Here is an 18,205-nt window from a genome sequence, read left to right on the forward strand (position 1 = left end):
ATGAAAAAAATATTATATATAGTATCACTATTTGCGTTGGTATTTGCAAGTTGTGATCCAATGGAAGATATTTACAAGGACGTTGATGCTCTTAGCAATGACAACAACATACATAGCTTGGAATATACATTAACAGCCGATGATTATAGCAATATTGGTGGGGATCCTGCAAAATATGAAAGCTTTAGCTCATCTGCTCCTGCAACTGATTTCTTGCCAGATTTTCTTGATGGTAAGTATCCTACTTTAGATGTAACTTCATCTATTAAGGTAACTTATGATTTTTATCGTGGTGGGTTATCATATTTGTATGATTATAATGATTATCTAGAAGAGTTAGCTGCAATGGATGCTTATACTCTTTCGGATACAGATTATGATGCCTTAGGGTATGGGAAATATGATAACTTCGATTATAATGTTAAAATTCCAACTGTTCTTGCTGATTTTTTATTAAATAAATATCCTGATGCTGTAAGTGGTAAGGAGTTAGTGGTATCTTATAATTATTATAATTCTGGTGTTACATCGGTTATTACTCAATTTTGGGCATTTGATGGTTCTGTATGGGCTGAGTCTGATAAAGTTGCTCCTGAAGTTCCAGGTGACGTAACAGTTTACGAATTGGAAGATGAGGATTACGATTTAATGGGAGCTCCTGGTAAATATGGTAATTTTTCTAGCTCTGATGCTCCAGAAAATTACTTATCTACGTTTTTTGGTGTCAAGTTTCCATATGCTGCTGAAGGAGATAAGTTTTTAGTTTTATATAAATATTATGCCGGAGGTGGTGTTACTGAAACTAGAGCTAAAGAATACACACTTACAGATGGTGTTTGGGGAGAGTATCAATCTACAATTGCAAAAACCGATCAATATCTTAAAACTGCTAATGGTTGGTTGTTTGATCCTACAATATTGTATACTATGGTAGCTGATGATTATTTACTCTTAGTTAATTATGTGAAGAGTGATATAGGTGCTGGCTATTTGGATAGTTATGGTACTGCTGAATCATATTACGGAGCTAATTCTTATTATGTAGAGTTTAATATTAAAGAAGGTAATTATGATGCAAGCTTTGCTACATGGCAAGATGCTGTTAAGGCAGGTGTTAAGGCTTTCCTTCCATTAAAATTTCCTAATGCTGTTGCTCAGGTAGATGGTGTTGATGTGAACTATGTAATTAGCTTTGGTGGGTATGAAAGTTCTATGGTTTACTATACAATTACCTTTAAATGTTCTAAATCAGGACCAGGGTCTGAATTTGAATTTGTTGAAGGACCAACTGTTAAGTAAAAAGAATATATGTTTAAATTTAAGCCCGAATCCTTATGGATTCGGGCTTTTTTTTGCTCCATTCTGAATTGAGTTTTTATTCTTAGTGTTGATTTTTATTTAGGCGTTGCTGAGAAATTATTTAATTAAAACGAGAAGAAACTGTTGCTATAGAATATCAATTTTTCTGAGCCTATCGTGAGTTTCTGCTTCAATTGAAACATATAGTCGGCGCTCATATTCTATGGCTACTCAATAGGATGTTAAAAGGGCTAATTTGCTACTTGTATATGGATCTCATTAATAAAGAGGCTATTTGTTTGTGTAAAGTTGGAGAGAGCATAAAAAAAGCTTGCTTTCAAAAGAAAACAAGCTTGTAGAGTTATTTGTTAGAAGTATTATTGCTTCAATAGTTTTTTTGTTACTGTACTTTCATCATTTGAAATAAATGTTACTAGATACATTCCTTGTGGTAAATTATCGATGTTAATTCTAGTCGAAGTCGGTTTTATTTGCATAATGCTTCTGCCAGATAGATCTGTAAAGTTTATTGATTGAACATTATCTATGTTTATCAAACGAATTTCATTATCAGCGGGATTTGGATAGAATGATGGTGTACCTTCAGTAACTGATTCTTCAATACCTGTTATTACCTCTACTTCTATAACTTCAGTAGTAAAGGTCCAATCTGTGTCAGAAGTGATTCCTTCAAAAGTTGCTCCGTTTTCGCTTAAAAATGCATTTTCATCAATTAGAACAGAATATTTAGTACTACCTTCTAACTCTTCTGAGAGCTGAATTGTAACTGTTTTCCCATCAATGCTTGCTGTTGAAGTTTGTATGCTTTGGACTTCAATACCATTCGTTTGAATTGAAACATTTCCACTTCCAGCGACTACATTTTTATCAAAAGTAACTTGCAAGTCTGTATTAATAGGAATATTTACACTATTATTTACTGGTGTAAAATCAGAAATTACAGGAGCAGGGTATGTTGCCGTAAAACTCCAAGTGTTTTTATCTGAAATTCCTTCAAAAATATTTGCTGAAGCATCCGTAATTGCACCACTTGTGATGGTGATATAGTATTTGGTACCTTCCTCAAACATTGAAAGTGGGTTAATATAAACCGTATTGTTTGTAAATACAACTCTTGGATAGCCAGTAATATCCAAAGATTCAAATTCTGAATCGTCGCTAAATCTTTTGATAACAACGTTACCTGTTCCTGCCTGAATTTTTTCGTTGAAAGTTAATTTTAGGTTGCTTGTTAAAGAAACAGTATTATCTCCATTTTCAGGACTGTAGTCTGTAGCCATAGGACTATTGTTATCGGTATCAACCCAAATAGCATTAACCCACTCTGGGTGATTGATAAATGGATTTCGATTGCCTTGAATGGTATAAACCTTTTCGTTTCTAGCTCTCTCAGCATCATCAACCGGATCTTGTGTGTTCCAATCAATAAGAGTTGAAAGTTTTCCGAAATAAGGTGCTGTATAGTTGTCTTTACTATAAGTCATATCTTCGGTCATTTCCAAATCGGGATCGCCATTTTCGCCTTCGTAACAAACCGCCATATAAAAAATCATACGGGCAACGTCTCCTTTTATAGCATCGCGAGGTTCCCACGAATCATCATCGTAATTACATTCGGTTGCTTCACTATGAGCTTGTCCGCCATCGTCAAAAAATAAATTGCTACGATCGGAATTCACACTTGCATCGGAGGGACGAAGGTGATGAATATCAGTTCCTGCACCTCGGTCGGTACCAAAATCGCCATGTGATTTGGCCCAAATGTGTTCTCTGTTCCATAAGTCACCACCATCACCATTGTCTTGATTGCTTTTTGCTTCGCTTCGGCCAGTATAAATTAAGAGAATGTTATCGCTATTATTAGGATCTTCATCCGTAATTTTAAGAGCTTCCCAAACATTGTATTCGTCATCTGAATCTTTACTGGTGTATGGAAGTTCAGTGTGATCGTGAATGATAAAATGGAGGGCTGTTTTCAATTCGCCACCCGTTTTACCGGTAGCATTTTGGTAGTATTCTTCAATTGAGGTTTGAGCCATGGAAGAAAAAGAGATGGCTGCTAAAAATGTTAAAGGAAGAAAAAATCTTGAGTATAAAAATTTCATCATACAATATGCCTTAATAGATTAATATTAAATTGATTGGGTATCATAAAAATGGTTGGTTGATGTGTTCGAATAAATCAACAAAAGGTGATTGTATTGGAGATAATATTCGACTGCAAATTAAAGAATATAATGCAGAAGACCTTGACTCTATTTCATATTTTGATGATAAATTGTAAAATAAATAAGTTTATCTTCATTTATCGTATTTTTGAATCATCTGGGAATAAGACTTTTACTCATATCTTGCTTCGAAATACAAGAAGAACGATTGCTATCTTTGTTTTTTTACACAACTATTCGTTGTTTGTAATATTAAAAGCTGCCCCAAAAGGGCAGCTTTTTTTGTTTTTATCATTTTGTTTATCGAGAAATCATTTTGGTAATCATTTAAGTGTTGTTCATAAAATGACAGAATGTGAAACTGCGAATAGCCATATCTCCTTAGTTAAAATTTATACCTTCGTAATAAGTGAATTTTAAAGAATATCAATATGCCATATAGAAGGTTACCTAATACCGATTTAGCTAGAATAAGAGCCTTGCGTTCTGCCCAAGATATGGAAGAGATTCTATCATCTTCCGAATTAGGATTCTCGTTTACATTATTGAGAAAACTTCATGACTTTTTACCCCATTTTGAGTTGGCAATAAGTAATCACCATCAAGCTATTGCTGAGCAATCGGTAAAAAGTAAGGCGTATAACGAGAGACAGAGGAAAGCAAGATTATATGTATCACACTTTATTCAAGTCTTAAATTTCACAATTGCTAGAGAAGAATTAAAGCCTGAAGTTAGAGAGTTTTATGGTTTAAAGATTAATTCTCAAAGTATTCCTAATTTAGTTAAAGACGCTAAGTTGATTGAGTGGGGATATAAGTTGATTGAAGGTGAACGCTTACGTATAGCTGCTGGAGGAAATCCAATTTATAGTCCTTCTATTGCTCTTGTGCGTGTTCATTGTGACCAGTTTAGAGATGCGTATAACCATCAAAAAAGACTACAGAGTAATACACAGCGTTTTTCAGAACAAGTAGCTGAGAGACGTCATGAGGCTGATCAGTTGATATTAGATATTTGGAATGATGTAGAAACTTACTATAAGGATAAATCTGAAGAAGAACGTCGAGAGATATGCAGTCGATATGGTATCGTGTATGTTTGGCGAAAATCTGAGTTGGAAAAACAGAAACAAGAGAAATCAGCTGAGAACTCAACTCTCAATTTGCCTTTTTCTAGCGCTAAATAATTGGTAAGCTAGGTAAGAGAATAGGATTAAAGATATAAGGCTCAATTCCCACATTGTATTAGTGGAACCAATTGCATCAGACTCTTGGGGTAATTGTCCTTTACCTATAAAATAACTTATGCTTACGGCTAATCCATTATTTACAAAATGAGCAAGTATTGGAACCCATAAAGATCCGGTCCATACCAATAGGTAGCCAAATAGCATTCCTAGAAACAAACGAGGAAAGAAACCAAAAAACTGCATATGTAGAGCTGAAAATAGCACTGCAGAAATAAATATTCCCCAATGAATATTTCCTGTCAATTTTGAGAGTTGTTTTTGAAGCACGCCTCTAAAAAGAAGTTCTTCTCCAATAGCGGGAATTGCAGCAATTAATATCAGGTTTACGAATAAATCACCTAGGTTATCCATTTTAAGAAATTTCTGAGTGACCAAAGCTGCTTTTTCTTCGGACTCTCTCATCCATTGTTCGGCTCCTTTCAAGAACTCAGGAAAGTGAATTTGAGAATTGAGTTCGGCCATCATATTTATAGATGGAAGAGCAAGTAGAATAAGCAGAAAAGCTTTGAGGAATACACTTGGTTTAGCAAGTTGATTTATTTTAAGATAATTGGATACACTATAAGATAGAAAAAAGGCTATAATAAAAGGGGGAACGATAAACATACCTATGGAGTAGATGGCTTGGTAAAATTTTAGAGCAGCTATATTGGGATTTGTTCCATTAATATCAAGTGCATTGGTGTCAGTCATGATATTTATTCCGAAAAACAGATAGCAAAGTATTGCGCCTATAAATAGGAGAACAAAACTAATTCCCACCACCAAACTTAGGCTTAAAAGAATTTGATTGAAATATGATAATTGAGAAAAACGACCTTTAAGCATAATTGTATTTGTTTATTAAGCGATTCAAAAGTAGGAATTTCTATTTAAAACTTTGTATTTAGAGTGTCTAGAGTATTTATAAGTTGAAAGTACTTATGAGTATCAGAATATGAAATCACGAATTGAGAATTATGAGTGCTTTGGGTGTTTCAAGTTTTTCCTTTGCGTTCTCGATGATTACCTCTCTGTGTCCTTTGCGTRAAATTTGATGAGTATTAGAATAAGAAATTACGAATTGAGAATTACGAATTATGAGTGTTTTGGGTGTTTCAAGTTTTTCCTTTGCGTTCTCGATGATTACCTCTCTGCGTCCTTTGCGTGGAATTTGATGAGTATTAGAATATGAAATCACGAATTATGAGTGTTTTGGGTGTTTCAAGTTTTTCCGTCGCGTTCTCTGCAATTTACTCTTTGCACCACATCGCCTGTTCTCCCTCTGGGGCCTTTCGGTTTTAATCTATGTAATCTGAGGTATATATTGTTTGATTATTATTGTTTGTAACAATCGCATAAGCAATTAGCTATCTTTCAAGTTCTTGAAAATATCTTAGAAAGCTATTTCATATCAAAAATAAACTTGTATCTTTGTGCGCTTAATAAAAGCAAGTTTATAACAAATTTTTTTAGAAGAAGCTATGGCAACAAAGATTAGATTAGCCCGACATGGTCGCAAAAGTAGACCATTTTACCACATTGTGGTAGCAGATAGCAAAGCGCCACGTGATGGTAAGTACATTGAACGTATTGGATCTTACAATCCTAATACAAACCCAGCTACCATTAACCTTGACTTTGATAAAGCATTAACTTGGTTAAATAATGGTGCACAACCAACTGACACTGCAAGAGCAATTTTATCATACCAAGGTGTGATGATGATGAAGCACTTACAAGGTGGTGTTAAAAAAGGATCTTTCGACGAAGCTGCTGCTGAAGTAAAATTCGAAGCTTGGATGAAAGAAAAAGAAGCTAAAATCAACGCTAAGAAAGAAGGTCTTTCTACTGCTGCGACTGATTCAGCTAAAGCTCGTTTGGATGCAGAAACTAAAGTTTCTACTGATAGAGCAGAAGCTATTGCAAAGAAAGCTGCAGATGCTGCTGCTGAAATTGCTGCTGCTGAAGCTGCAAAAAATGCTCCTAAAGAAGAAGCAACTGAAGAAGGAACAGAAACTACTGAAGCTTAATTCAAATTGCATGTTTAAGAAAGAAGATTGTTTTTTTGTAGGAAGTTTTGTCAAAACTCATGGAGTGAAAGGTGAACTTGTAGCAAAAAAATCTAGCGATCTTCTCGAAAAATATAAATTGGAATCAGTTCTTGTCGATATCGACGGAGGACTGGTTCCTTTTTTTATTACTCCCAATGGTTTAACCCCAAGAAACCATGCTAGTGTTCGTATTCTTCTCGAGGATATGGATAGCGAGGCCAAAGCAACTCGATTTATTGGTTGCGAAATTTATGTTCCTTTTAAGGATGCTCCAGATTTTTTCGAAGATAAAGAAGACTTTGAAGCGACTGCACTTATTGGTTTTACTTATATCGACCAAGAAAGAGGTGTTATAGGTACTATTGAAGATATTCAAGATTATTCTGGTAATATTGTTTTAGTATTGGAACTAAATGGTCAAGAGGTATTGATTCCTTTTTCTGACGAACATTTTATTGAAATAGATGAAGAGAATAAATCTATTACGATGAAAACATCAGAAGGTTTAATCGATCTTTACCTAGAAGATTAATTGAATACAATTCCATCAAACTTTTATCGGCTTACAATTTGAATCTATTTTTTTTAGATTGATTTTCGGTACCTCATAGAGTAATTAGCTCTGGCAAATTAGAAATTAAGTATCAACCTAATTCTAATTTGCAAAAAACAAATAGCGAAGTCTTATTTTATAGAGGTCTTTTCAAATTCTCTGATTCTTATTTTCAATATCTCAGGTACCTCTATACTTTTGCCTGATTTTTGGCTAAACGCAACCATAACTTGAGTCGTTTTAGTTTTGATATCTCCAGTGTTTGCATCTACAATATTTTGTTTTAAGCTTATGCTTTTATTTCCAATTTTATAGATTGAAGTATGTACCTCTACCTGATCATTTAAAAGAATAGGAGATACAAAGTCGATATCGAGATGGGCAACAATAAGAGCTGCGTCATCCCAGCTAATCGTTTGTCCGTATACTTGCTCAAAATATTTCCAGCGTGCCAAATCGAGGTAACCTAGCTGTATACCATTGTTGACATGTCCCATTAAATCTATATCGCCAAAGCGAATTTGTATTTTTTGTGTGTGATTGCTATTCATAATTATGTATTTAAAGTCAGCAAAATTAAGTATTATTCTTGAATGAGAAGCTTAATAAAGACTTTAACGTATTTATTTATGTTTTTTTGGCTTGAACAATCCCCCAACGAGTACGCCCATAACTAAACCATATGGGACCATCGTGTACCAATTTGCTTTAATAGGGCAGGTACCACTTGTACAGCCTACATAATTCCAATAAAGGAATCCTCCAATTGTTCCGATAATTCCACCTATGATTTCGAATTTTCTGCTTTTTATAAAATTCTTCATTTTCAATATTTTTTTGAGTCCTTAAACTAAATAAAGAAATTCTAAGATATACTTGTTTTATGAAATTGATATCAATAAATGGAATTTTTTACAGGAAAAAGACCTCAAAGTATTCATTTCTTAAATAAAACTTTATTCTTAACTTTGCTGATCGCTGAATTAATCTCTCCGATAAATTATAAACTGATATTCTCATTTTTGAGATTTAAAATATTTAATAGAATGCTTAAAATTTATCACAACCCTCGTTGTTCAAAATCACGAGCAGCACTGGCTTATCTCGTAGAAAAAGGCTTAAAGCCTGAAGTTCGTTTGTACTTGAAAGAACCATATACTGTCGAAGAAATGGAAGACGTTTTGAAACGTATGAACAAGGAACCTCAGGAAATTATTCGTACACAAGAAAAATTGTATAAGTCCGATTATAAGGGTAAGATTTTTAATCACGATGAGTGGATTAAGATTCTGTTGGAATCACCTCAATTGATTCAGCGCCCCATAATTGTGAATGATCATAAAGCAATTTTTGCAGTCCCTGCTGAGGAAGTTGATGCTATTTTATAATTAGTAACTCCTAATTATTCACTTTGATATTGTATATCGTTCATCACTAATCGTTAATTATTAATTAGCATGAATTTATCTCGGCTTATATTACTCTTTTTTGTTGGCCTTTTATTTTCCTCTTGCGATCCTTTTGGAACTAATATAGGAGATGAGGTGGCTTATTTTAAAGCTGTTGAGTTGGATAGTGTGGCTTTTCCCGACACGTTGAAAGTGATGACTTGGAATGTGAAGTTTGGTGGAGGACGAATCGATTTCTTTTTCGATTGCCATGGGGATAGGGTAATTATGGAAAAAGAAGAAGTTGAACAAAATTTGAAAACTTTAGCTGAAAAAATTCGTGAGGTAAATCCTGATATACTCTTTTTACAGGAAGTAGATATTGATGCAAAACGATCAGCTTACATAAATCAGTTACAGTATATATTAGATAGTACAAGCCTTAATTATGGGGTTTATGCTTCACAATGGAAAGCTAAGTATATTCCAAGTGAAGGTATAGGGAAAATGGACTCGGGTAATGTTATTTTATCCAAGTGGAAACTTAAAAATGCTATAAGAATAGCCTTACCATTGATTGCTGAGCAGCATTCGGTCGTTCGTTATTTTTATTTGAAGCGTAACCTTTTGCATGTAAAAATGAAAACTTCAGATGGGGAACTGAATTTAATCAATACACATGTATCAGCTTATGCAAAGGACAATACAAAGAAACAGCAGCTTGAAATTATTAAGCAATATGCTGATTCTTTAAGCGCTGACGGACAGCTTTTTATTTTGGCAGGGGATTTTAATGCTTTGCCTCCTAATACAATACAAACACAGAATTTTGATGATTCTGTTTGTGAGGAAGTCGATTTTGATGCAGATGATTATAGTAGGGAAACCGATTGGATGCTACCCTATTATGAAAGTTTTCAATCTGCAATAAGTTTGGGTGAATATTCCCATAACAATCTTAAACATTATACTCACACAACAGATAAGGATGGCTTTTGGAACCGTAAAACGGATTATATTTTTACCAATAAGCATTTTGTATTAGGATCAGGGCTTACGATTCAAGATTGGATGGAAGCATCAGATCATGCACCTATAACCGTAAAATACGAATGATTAATGAGTGACATATAAAATGAATAGGATCTCAATGGGCGTAAAATGACTTCTTATTCATTAAAATTTCATTCTTTTTTGCAGTTAAAATCTTGTAATCAGGTGCTTGTTTAATAAACATGATGCAGAACATTAAAATTTTGATACCCTAAATGATAAAAAGACTGTATTTTTAGACTCTAATTTTAAACAGTTATATTAACAGTTACAGTTATGGCAAATAATAAACTTTTTAGTGACTTTGCTCCACAAACTACTCAACAGTGGATGGACAGAATTGCTAAAGACCTTAAAGGAGCTGACTTTGATAGAAAGTTAGTTTGGAGAACAAACGAAGGATTCAATGTACAGCCTTTCTACAGAGAAGAGAATTTGGTTGGTAAAGAATACATGGATACTTATCCTGGGGATTTCCCTTATGTTCGTGGAAACAAAAAGGACAACAATAATTGGTTAGTTCGCCAAGATATTATTGTAGAAGATGTAAAAGTTGCCAATGCAAAGGCTCTTGAAATCTTAAACAAAGGTGTTGATTCAGTAGGATTCATTTTAAACTGGAAAGACCTAAGCAAAGCAGAATTGACTACTTTGTTAGAAGGAATTTTCTTGGATTGTGTAGAAGTTAACTTCGAAAAATCTCATGGTTCTATCGAATTAATCAAAAACCTACAGGCAATTGCTACTGAAAGAGGTATCGCTTTAGATAAACTAAATGGTGGAATCTCTATCGATATCAATTCTGGTTTCAGTACTGTTGGTAACTTTTGTGGAACAGAAGAAAGTGCTTATAAGTTCATGAAAGAAGCTGTTGAAGCATCAAAAGCTCTTCCTAACTATAAAGTAATTGCAGTTACAGGTAGCTTGTTCAATAACTCTGGATCTTCAATTGTTGAAGAATTAGGTTTCTCTTTAGCATCAGGTGCTGAGTATTTAGGAAAAATGATCGAAGCTGGTCTTTCAGTTGATGATGTTGCTCCTAAAATGCGTTTCAACTTTGCAACAAGCTCTAAGTATTTCATGGAGATTGCTAAGTTAAGAGCTGGTCGTATGTTATGGGCAAACATTGTTAAAGCATTTGGTGCTTCTAACGAAGCTGTTTGTAAAATGTTTGTACATGGTGAAACTTCTAATTGGAATAAATCAGTTTACGATCCATATGTAAATATGTTGCGTACTCAAACTGAAACAATGTCTGCTGTATTGGGTGGTCTTGATTCATTTACTGTTAATTCTTTTAATTCATCTTTTGCTGCTGCTACTGATTTCTCTGAAAGAATTGCTCGTAATCAACAATTATTATTGAAAGAAGAATCACATTTTGGTGAAATTGCTGATCCTGCTGCTGGTTCATATTATATTGAAGCATTAACAGAATCAATCGCTGATGAAGCTTGGAAATTATTCTTAGCTGTTGAAGACAAAGGTGGATACCTTGCTGCTTTCAAAGCTGGATTCGTTCAAGATACTATTAAAGCTACTGCTCAAAAAAGAGATGTAGCTATTGCTTCTCGTAAAGAAAACTTCTTAGGAACAAATCAATTCCCTAACTTCGGTGAGGTTCTTGAAGCTATTCCAGAAGCAGTTCTTGTTCCTGAAGATAAAACGGCTAAAGATGCTGTTTGCGAAACATTGAAACCATACCGTGGTGCTCAAGCTTTCGAAGCTCTTCGTAACAAAACTGACATTTACGCTAAAGCAAATGGTCGTCCTAAAGTGATGATGTTCCCTATTGGTAACTTGAATATGCGTAAAGCTCGTGCACAATTTGCATGTAACTTCTTTGCTTGTGCTGGATTCGATGTTGAAGACCACAATGGTTTTAATACAGTTGAAGAAGGTGTGAAATTCGTAACAGAGAAAAATGCTAAGATTGTTGTTCTTTGTTCATCTGATGATGAATATGCAACTATCGCTCCTGAGCTTTTAAAAGCTCTTAATGGAAGTGCAACTCTTGTTGTAGCAGGTGCTCCTGCATGTGCTGACGAGTTAAAAGCTAAAGGTGTTGAGAATTTTGTTAACGTAAGATCTAACGTTCTTGAAACTTTAAAAGCATATCAAGCCGAGTTAGGAATTTAATTAGTGAGTATTAATTGTAATAATTAGGAAACACTAATTTCAAAAATGATGAAAATGAAACCAAATTTTAAAGATATAAATATCAAGTCATCTAAAAGAGCTGCTGCTACCTCTCAGGAATGGGAAAAGGAAAACGGCATTAAAAAATCTTGGATGACTCCAGAGCAAATTCCGGTTAAAACAGCTTTTAACAAGGAAGATTTAGAAGGTATGGAGCACCTTAACTATGTTTCAGGTTTACCACCATTTTTACGTGGACCTTATTCAGCTATGTTCCCAATGCGTCCTTGGACAATTCGTCAGTATGCAGGTTTTTCTACTGCTGAAGAATCAAATGCATTTTACCGTCGTAACCTTGCTGCTGGTCAGAAAGGTCTTTCTGTAGCATTTGACTTGGCTACTCACCGTGGATACGATTCAGATCATCCTCGTGTTACTGGTGATGTTGGTAAAGCAGGAGTTGCTATTGACTCTATTCTTGATATGGAGATCCTTTTCGATCAAATTCCATTGGATCAAATGTCAGTATCAATGACAATGAATGGTGCAGTACTTCCAATTTTGGCTTTTTACATTGTTGCAGGTTTGGAACAAGGTGCTAAGTTGGAACAACTTTCTGGTACTATTCAAAATGATATCCTTAAGGAATTCATGGTGCGTAACACTTACATTTACCCACCAGAATTTTCAATGAAAATTATTGCTGACATCTTCGAATTTACTTCTCAAAAGATGCCTAAGTTTAACTCTATTTCTATCTCAGGATACCACATGCAAGAAGCAGGTGCTACAGCAGATATCGAGTTAGCTTATACGCTTGCTGATGGTTTAGAGTACTTGAAAAAAGGTGTTGCTGCAGGTATGGATATTGATACTTTTGCACCTCGTTTGTCTTTCTTCTGGGCTATCGGAATGAATCACTTCATGGAGATTGCTAAAATGCGTGCCGGTCGTTTACTATGGGCTAAGATTGTAAAACAATTCAATCCTAAGAATCCTAAGTCAATGGCATTGCGTACTCACTCGCAAACTTCAGGTTGGTCATTAACTGAGCAAGATCCTTTCAATAATATTGGACGTACTTGTATCGAAGCTATGGCTGCTGCTTTGGGTCACACTCAATCATTGCATACAAATGCATTGGATGAGGCGATTGCTTTGCCAACTGACTTCTCTGCACGTATTGCTCGTAATACTCAGATTTATATTCAAGATGAAACTACAATCTGTAGAGCCGTTGATCCATGGGGAGGTTCTTATTATGTAGAGTCATTAACTCAAGAAATCATTAATAAAGCTTGGGCTCATATCGAAGAAGTTGAAAAACTTGGTGGTATGTCTAAAGCTATTGAGTCAGGTATTCCAAAACTTCGTATTGAAGAAGCGGCTGCTCGTACTCAAGCTAAGATTGATGCTAATACACAAACTATTGTAGGTACTAACAAATATCGTCTAGAGAAAGAAGATCCTATCGATATTCTTGAAGTAGATAACTCTGCTGTTCGTACTTCACAAATTGAGCGTTTAGCTGTATTACGTGCTAATCGTGATAATGATGCTGTTAAAGCTGCTCTTAAAGCTATTACTGCATGTGCAGCTGGTGGCGAAGGTAACTTATTGGATCTTGCTGTTAAGGCAGCACAATTACGTGCTTCTCTAGGTGAAATTTCAGATGCATGTGAAGAAGTATGTGGAAGATATAAAGCTGTAATTAGAACTGTATCAGGCGTGTATTCATCAGAATCTAAACAAGATGGTGACTTTGCTGAAGCAACGAAGTTAGCCGAAAAATTTGCAAAATTAGCAGGACGTCGTCCTCGTATTATGGTTGCAAAAATGGGGCAAGACGGTCATGACCGTGGTGGTAAAGTTGTAGCTACTGGTTTTGCTGATATAGGATTTGACGTTGATATGGGACCTTTGTTCCAAACTCCAGAAGAAACTGCTAAGCAAGCTGTAGAAAATGATGTACACATTGTTGGTGTTTCTTCATTGGCTGCTGGTCACAAGACTTTGATTCCTGCTGTTATTGCAGAATTGAAGAAACTTGGTCGTGAAGATATCATGGTTACTGCAGGTGGTGTTATTCCAGCTCAGGATTACGATTTCCTTTATAAAGCTGGTGTTGTTGGTGTATTTGGTCCTGGTACCAAAGTATCAAGATGTGCTATCCAAATGTTGGAACTTCTTATTGAAAATAATCAAGAGTAATAAACTCTCTATTCAATATATTAAAACCTGTCAGTTTTCTGACAGGTTTTTTTTGTATTATTTGTTGTGTGGAGCTGAAAACGTATTCTTGAATATATTTATATATGAGGGTTAATCATTCTGTATGAAAAAAATAATAACTTTATTAGTCAACTAATTATTTATTTTAAGGATTGTTTTTTAATTTTAAATAGAATCCTATTAGATTTAAGTGTTAGCATTCTTCTAGTTGTAAATTAATTCTATCCCTATTTTTTAAAAAAGCATAAACTGCTTAACTAAAAGAGGCAAGTATAATTCCAAAGTAATTATACTTGAGTAGGTTTATTTTTAAAATAAGAAACTTCATATTCTAGCTTTAAGCTTTAATTACAATGCAGTTTATGTTTTATTATATCCAATAAATTTTCTCCTCATACATAAACGTAAAGGGATTAAATCTTAAATAAATATGAAACTTGCTGACTAATAAATTCGAGAAGCTTTATTTTTTCCTATTTTTGTTTAATACCTATTTTAATAGTGTGTGAAATTTGAGATTAACTTTACAAAATTCTTGTGATAAGGATTTTGAATAGGATCTATTCTTAAGAAGCTTGCTGATAGTGTGCTATGTGATTTTGCTTAATTTTTACTAAATAAACCAATATAATGCAGGAGACTTTGAATACAGAACTTTTGGGAAAACAAGAAAAGCTTGATTGCAGATATTTAAGAATGGCAATTATTTGGGCTGAAAATTCTTATTGTAAACGTCGCCAAGTAGGTGCTTTAATTGTGAAGGATAAAATGATTATTTCTGACGGTTATAATGGAACGCCATCTGGCTTCGAAAATATTTGTGAAGATGAAGATGATAAGACAAAAGCTTATGTTCTACACGCTGAGGCTAATGCTATTACGAAGGTTGCAAAGTCTAGTAATAGTAGTGAAGGAGCCACTTTGTATGTAACGGCAACACCATGTATTGAATGTGCTAAACTTATAATTCAAGCAGGTATAAATCGTGTTGTTTATTCAGAAGCTTATCGTTCTAACGATGGAAAAGATCTTTTGATTAGAGCTGGTATAGAAGTGAAATATATCGACATTAAAAACTTATAAAATCAGATAGAATGAATAATAAAACGAAGGTATTCCTTCCCATTTTATTAGCTATGGCTATTGTTTTGGGTATGTACATTAATCCTTTTTTTCAACAACGCACAGGTTTGCAGTCTTTTACTATGCCTGCTACAGCTTCAAGTCATAAATTAGATGCTGTTCTTAATATGATTGTTGATGATTATGTTGATACGGTTTCGGCGGAGCGATTAGTTGAACAAGCTATACCTGCTATTCTAAAGAATTTAGATCCACATACAGTATATATTCCAAAGGAGGATTTACAACGGATTAATGAAGATTTGAATGGTAATTTTGGTGGTATTGGTGTTCAATACATCACTTATCGCGATACGGTTACCGTTGTAAAAGCAATTGAAGGAGGTCCGTCGGACTCTGCTGGTGTTCTTGCTGGAGATAGAATTGTAAAAGTTGATACAACGCCAATAGTAGGTGCTGATTTAAGTACTGAATTCATTCAAGGCAAACTTAAAGGTCGTAAAGGAACGGGTGTTAAAGTGCAGATTGTTCGTCGTGGTGTTAAAGATTTGATTGATCTAGATATTATTAGAGGTTCTATTCCTGTTGCGAGTGTTGATGTGGCTTATATGATTAATAAAGATCTGGGTTATATAAAAGTTGATCGCTTTGGTGCAACTACTTATCATGAGTTTTCAGTAGGACTTGAGAAGTTAAAAGAGCAAGGTTTAAAGAAATTAATTGTTGACCTTAGGGGGAATTCTGGTGGATATATGTCTGCTGCTACAAATATGATCAATGAATTTTTGCCAAAAGGGAAAATGATTGTTTACACGGAGGGTAAATCGCAATCTAAAACAGATTACGTTTCAACTGGTAGTGGAAATTATCAAGACTTACCAATTGTTGTTTTAATTGATGAAGGATCTGCTTCGGCAAGTGAAATTTTTGCAGGAGCTATTCAGGATAATGATAGAGGTGAAATTATAGGTCGTAGATCGTTTGGAAAAGGCTTAGTGCAGGAGCAACGTTCTTTGCCAGATGGTTCTGCTTTAAGATTAACTGTAGCACGTTATTATACACCTACTGGTCGCTGTATTCAAAAATCATATTCCAATGGTAAGGCAGAATACAATAATGATATTACGGAACGATTTATTCACGGCGAGTTTGAACAGCAAGATTCTATTCATTTTGCAGACTCGTTAAAATTCAAAACGCCAGAAGGAAACATTGTCTACGGTGGAGGTGGTATTATGCCAGATATATTTATACCTGTTGATACTGCAGGCTATTCTAAGTATTTTATTGAGTTAAATCGCAAAGGTCTTATTCATCGATTTGCATTTTACTATGTGGATGAGCATAGAGCTGAAATGGAGAGATTATTGAATGTGAAAGATATTCTCAATTATCTGGATAAGAAACCACTGATAAAGGAATTGACAAAATACTGTGAAGATGCAGGTGTAAAAACAAATAACAAAGGCTTGAATTATTCTTTGGAGATAATTGATACGCAAATGAAAGCTTATATTGCTCGTAATATAATTGATGATGATGGCTTTTATCCAATCATTCAAAAAATAGACAAGACGCTTGATTATGTGATAGATATGAAAGATTAGTTTCAGTCCAAATAGTTTAAAAATTAAGATCTACCCAAGAAGGTGGATCTTTTTTTTTGCATCAAAATTAAACCTTTAGGAATGCAACAGGTCTAAATCTCGAAAGCGATTACAAAATGGGAGTGGATCCAAATATTGAAATCCTGTTTGAATCAGCATAGATTTAATAAAATGTTTAATGGCAGATACCTTCGAACTATAGAGGCGTATTCCTGATAAAAAAAAAGATATGAAAACTAAAATAACAACATGTATTGTAGTAGCCTTAATGCTATTAAGTGGCGTAAGTCAGGCACAGAAAAGAAATAGATCTGATCGTATGCAAAAGACAACCGCTAATTTAACAGATGCTCAAAAAGAAGAGTTGAAAGCTGCTAAACTTGAGTATGCAAAGGCAACTCTTGATGTGAGAAATGAATTGAATGAGCTTAAGGCACATCAAAAAACATTAATGTCTGCTGAGAAATTAGACGAAAAGAAAGTTTTTGAGAATATCGATAATATGACAGCTTTGAAAAAGCAGTTGATGAAAGAACGAATCAATATGAGATTGGCTACTTCTGGCTTATTAGGTGCGGATCAACAAATGTATAGGAACATGAGAGGTGATCGTTTTAATATGAATGGACAACAAATGAATAAAGGTGATAAAAGAGCTTTTGCCGAAAAGGGAAACCAAGAATGTATGTCTGATGGTCAGAATCAAAAAATGCGTAGAGATACGAGAGGTGATAGTTCTAAAATGCGAGGACAGCAGATGAAATCTAGCAAGGGACAAATGAATAAAGAAAATCGACGTGCTTTAGCTAATAAAGGAAAACAAAGAGGTATAAATGCATTGGATTTATCTGTTGATCAGCAAAAACAAATGAAAACTATAAGACTAGATTCTAGAAAAGCAACTCAGAATTTAAGAGAGGAAATGCAAGAGCTTCGTTTAAAACAAAAACATTTACTTAACGATGAGGCTCCTAATAAGAATGAGATTTACGCGAATATAGATCAAATATCAAAGGTTCAAAATCAGTTAGCTAAAGAAAGAGTTCTTAATCAGAAAGAGATTCGTAAAGTTTTAGATAAAGATCAATTGGTTATATTTTTATCTAAATCACATAAAATGGGTGAAAATAGAAGATCAAGAATGTAAAGAACTATTAAGTAGTAATAATGCTTAGTCTATGAATAAAGGTTTCGGAATTCCGAAACCTTTTTCTATTTTTGTAAGTTCGAGACATATAATGGTTTGTGAAATATAAGATTACTCCCATATTTAGGTGTGATATTGATTTATAAACTACTTTTAAAAATCGTATTGGTGAAATTTACGGGTTTTTACTGGCTCATTATTAGTATTTTACAAGACCTAATTAGATTTTTTG

Annotated in this window: 15 protein-coding genes; 11 read left to right on the forward strand and 4 right to left on the reverse strand. The window is 34.3% G+C overall.

The window, feature by feature from the left end:
- Positions 1 to 1,299, forward strand: a complete 1,299-nt coding sequence (locus EMN46_RS04375) for a hypothetical protein (protein ID WP_154199463.1) — start codon at positions 1 to 3, stop codon at positions 1,297 to 1,299.
- A gap of 377 nt (positions 1,300 to 1,676) precedes the next feature.
- Here EMN46_RS04375 and EMN46_RS04380 read toward each other — a convergent pair whose 3' ends face one another.
- Positions 1,677 to 3,428, reverse strand: coding sequence for an endonuclease (locus tag EMN46_RS04380; RefSeq protein WP_154199464.1), 1,752 nt, complete (start codon positions 3,426 to 3,428; stop codon positions 1,677 to 1,679).
- A gap of 491 nt (positions 3,429 to 3,919) precedes the next feature.
- Here EMN46_RS04380 and EMN46_RS04385 point away from each other — a divergent pair, with 491 nt between their 5' ends.
- Positions 3,920 to 4,675: a hypothetical protein gene (locus EMN46_RS04385; protein ID WP_154199465.1), complete on the forward strand. Its 756-nt coding sequence runs from the start codon at positions 3,920 to 3,922 to the stop codon at positions 4,673 to 4,675.
- Here EMN46_RS04385 and EMN46_RS04390 read toward each other — a convergent pair.
- Positions 4,640 to 5,566 (reverse strand): CPBP family intramembrane glutamic endopeptidase, encoded by a 927-nt coding sequence (locus EMN46_RS04390; protein ID WP_154199466.1) that lies wholly within the window; start codon positions 5,564 to 5,566, stop codon positions 4,640 to 4,642. The two genes, EMN46_RS04385 and EMN46_RS04390, sit on opposite strands and share 36 nt — an antisense overlap.
- Before the next feature lie 635 nt (positions 5,567 to 6,201).
- On the opposite strand from EMN46_RS04390, the gene EMN46_RS04395 reads away from it, so the two are divergent.
- Together EMN46_RS04395 and rimM are read left to right on the forward strand one after the other, a co-directional pair.
- Positions 6,202 to 6,750 carry a 30S ribosomal protein S16 gene (locus EMN46_RS04395; RefSeq protein ID WP_154199467.1) on the forward strand — a complete coding sequence of 183 codons (549 nt, stop codon included), beginning with the start codon at positions 6,202 to 6,204 and terminating at the stop codon, positions 6,748 to 6,750.
- A gap of 10 nt (positions 6,751 to 6,760) precedes the next feature.
- The gene (rimM, locus tag EMN46_RS04400) at positions 6,761 to 7,303 is read left to right on the forward strand and encodes a ribosome maturation factor RimM (protein WP_195715181.1); all 543 of its coding nucleotides are present in this window, start codon (positions 6,761 to 6,763) and stop codon (positions 7,301 to 7,303) included.
- A 152-nt stretch (positions 7,304 to 7,455) separates the two neighbouring features.
- On the opposite strand, the gene EMN46_RS04405 is transcribed toward rimM, so the two are convergent.
- Together EMN46_RS04405 and EMN46_RS04410 are read right to left on the reverse strand one after the other, a co-directional pair.
- Positions 7,456 to 7,875 carry a thioesterase family protein gene (locus EMN46_RS04405; RefSeq protein ID WP_154199469.1) on the reverse strand — a complete coding sequence of 140 codons (420 nt, stop codon included), beginning with the start codon at positions 7,873 to 7,875 and terminating at the stop codon, positions 7,456 to 7,458.
- Between the two features lie 72 nt (positions 7,876 to 7,947).
- Positions 7,948 to 8,148 (reverse strand): DUF6132 family protein, encoded by a 201-nt coding sequence (locus tag EMN46_RS04410; protein ID WP_154199470.1) that lies wholly within the window; start codon positions 8,146 to 8,148, stop codon positions 7,948 to 7,950.
- 222 nt (positions 8,149 to 8,370) lie between these two features.
- Here EMN46_RS04410 and arsC point away from each other — a divergent pair, with 222 nt between their 5' ends.
- From arsC to EMN46_RS04445, 7 genes are all read left to right on the forward strand, one after another.
- The gene (gene arsC, locus EMN46_RS04415) at positions 8,371 to 8,712 is read left to right on the forward strand and encodes an arsenate reductase (glutaredoxin) (protein ID WP_154199471.1); all 342 of its coding nucleotides are present in this window, start codon (positions 8,371 to 8,373) and stop codon (positions 8,710 to 8,712) included.
- 69 nt (positions 8,713 to 8,781) lie between these two features.
- The gene (locus EMN46_RS04420) at positions 8,782 to 9,828 is read left to right on the forward strand and encodes an endonuclease/exonuclease/phosphatase family protein (RefSeq protein WP_154199472.1); all 1,047 of its coding nucleotides are present in this window, start codon (positions 8,782 to 8,784) and stop codon (positions 9,826 to 9,828) included.
- A gap of 213 nt (positions 9,829 to 10,041) precedes the next feature.
- Entirely contained in the window at positions 10,042 to 11,904 is a 1,863-nt protein-coding gene (locus EMN46_RS04425; RefSeq protein WP_154199473.1) for a methylmalonyl-CoA mutase family protein, read from the forward strand.
- Between the two features lie 54 nt (positions 11,905 to 11,958).
- The gene (scpA, locus tag EMN46_RS04430) at positions 11,959 to 14,115 is read left to right on the forward strand and encodes a methylmalonyl-CoA mutase (RefSeq protein WP_154199474.1); all 2,157 of its coding nucleotides are present in this window, start codon (positions 11,959 to 11,961) and stop codon (positions 14,113 to 14,115) included.
- 651 nt (positions 14,116 to 14,766) lie between these two features.
- Positions 14,767 to 15,219: a dCMP deaminase family protein gene (locus EMN46_RS04435; RefSeq protein WP_154199475.1), complete on the forward strand. Its 453-nt coding sequence runs from the start codon at positions 14,767 to 14,769 to the stop codon at positions 15,217 to 15,219.
- A gap of 11 nt (positions 15,220 to 15,230) precedes the next feature.
- On the forward strand, positions 15,231 to 16,826 hold the full coding sequence (locus EMN46_RS04440) for a S41 family peptidase (RefSeq protein WP_154199476.1): 1,596 nt from the start codon (positions 15,231 to 15,233) through the stop codon (positions 16,824 to 16,826).
- A 229-nt stretch (positions 16,827 to 17,055) separates the two neighbouring features.
- On the forward strand, positions 17,056 to 17,973 hold the full coding sequence (locus EMN46_RS04445; protein WP_154199477.1) for a Spy/CpxP family protein refolding chaperone: 918 nt from the start codon (positions 17,056 to 17,058) through the stop codon (positions 17,971 to 17,973).
- The last annotated feature ends 232 nt before the right edge of the window (positions 17,974 to 18,205 follow it).

This window comes from Ancylomarina sp. 16SWW S1-10-2 (assembly GCF_009669305.1).
Lineage (GTDB): Bacteria > Bacteroidota > Bacteroidia > Bacteroidales > Marinifilaceae > Ancylomarina.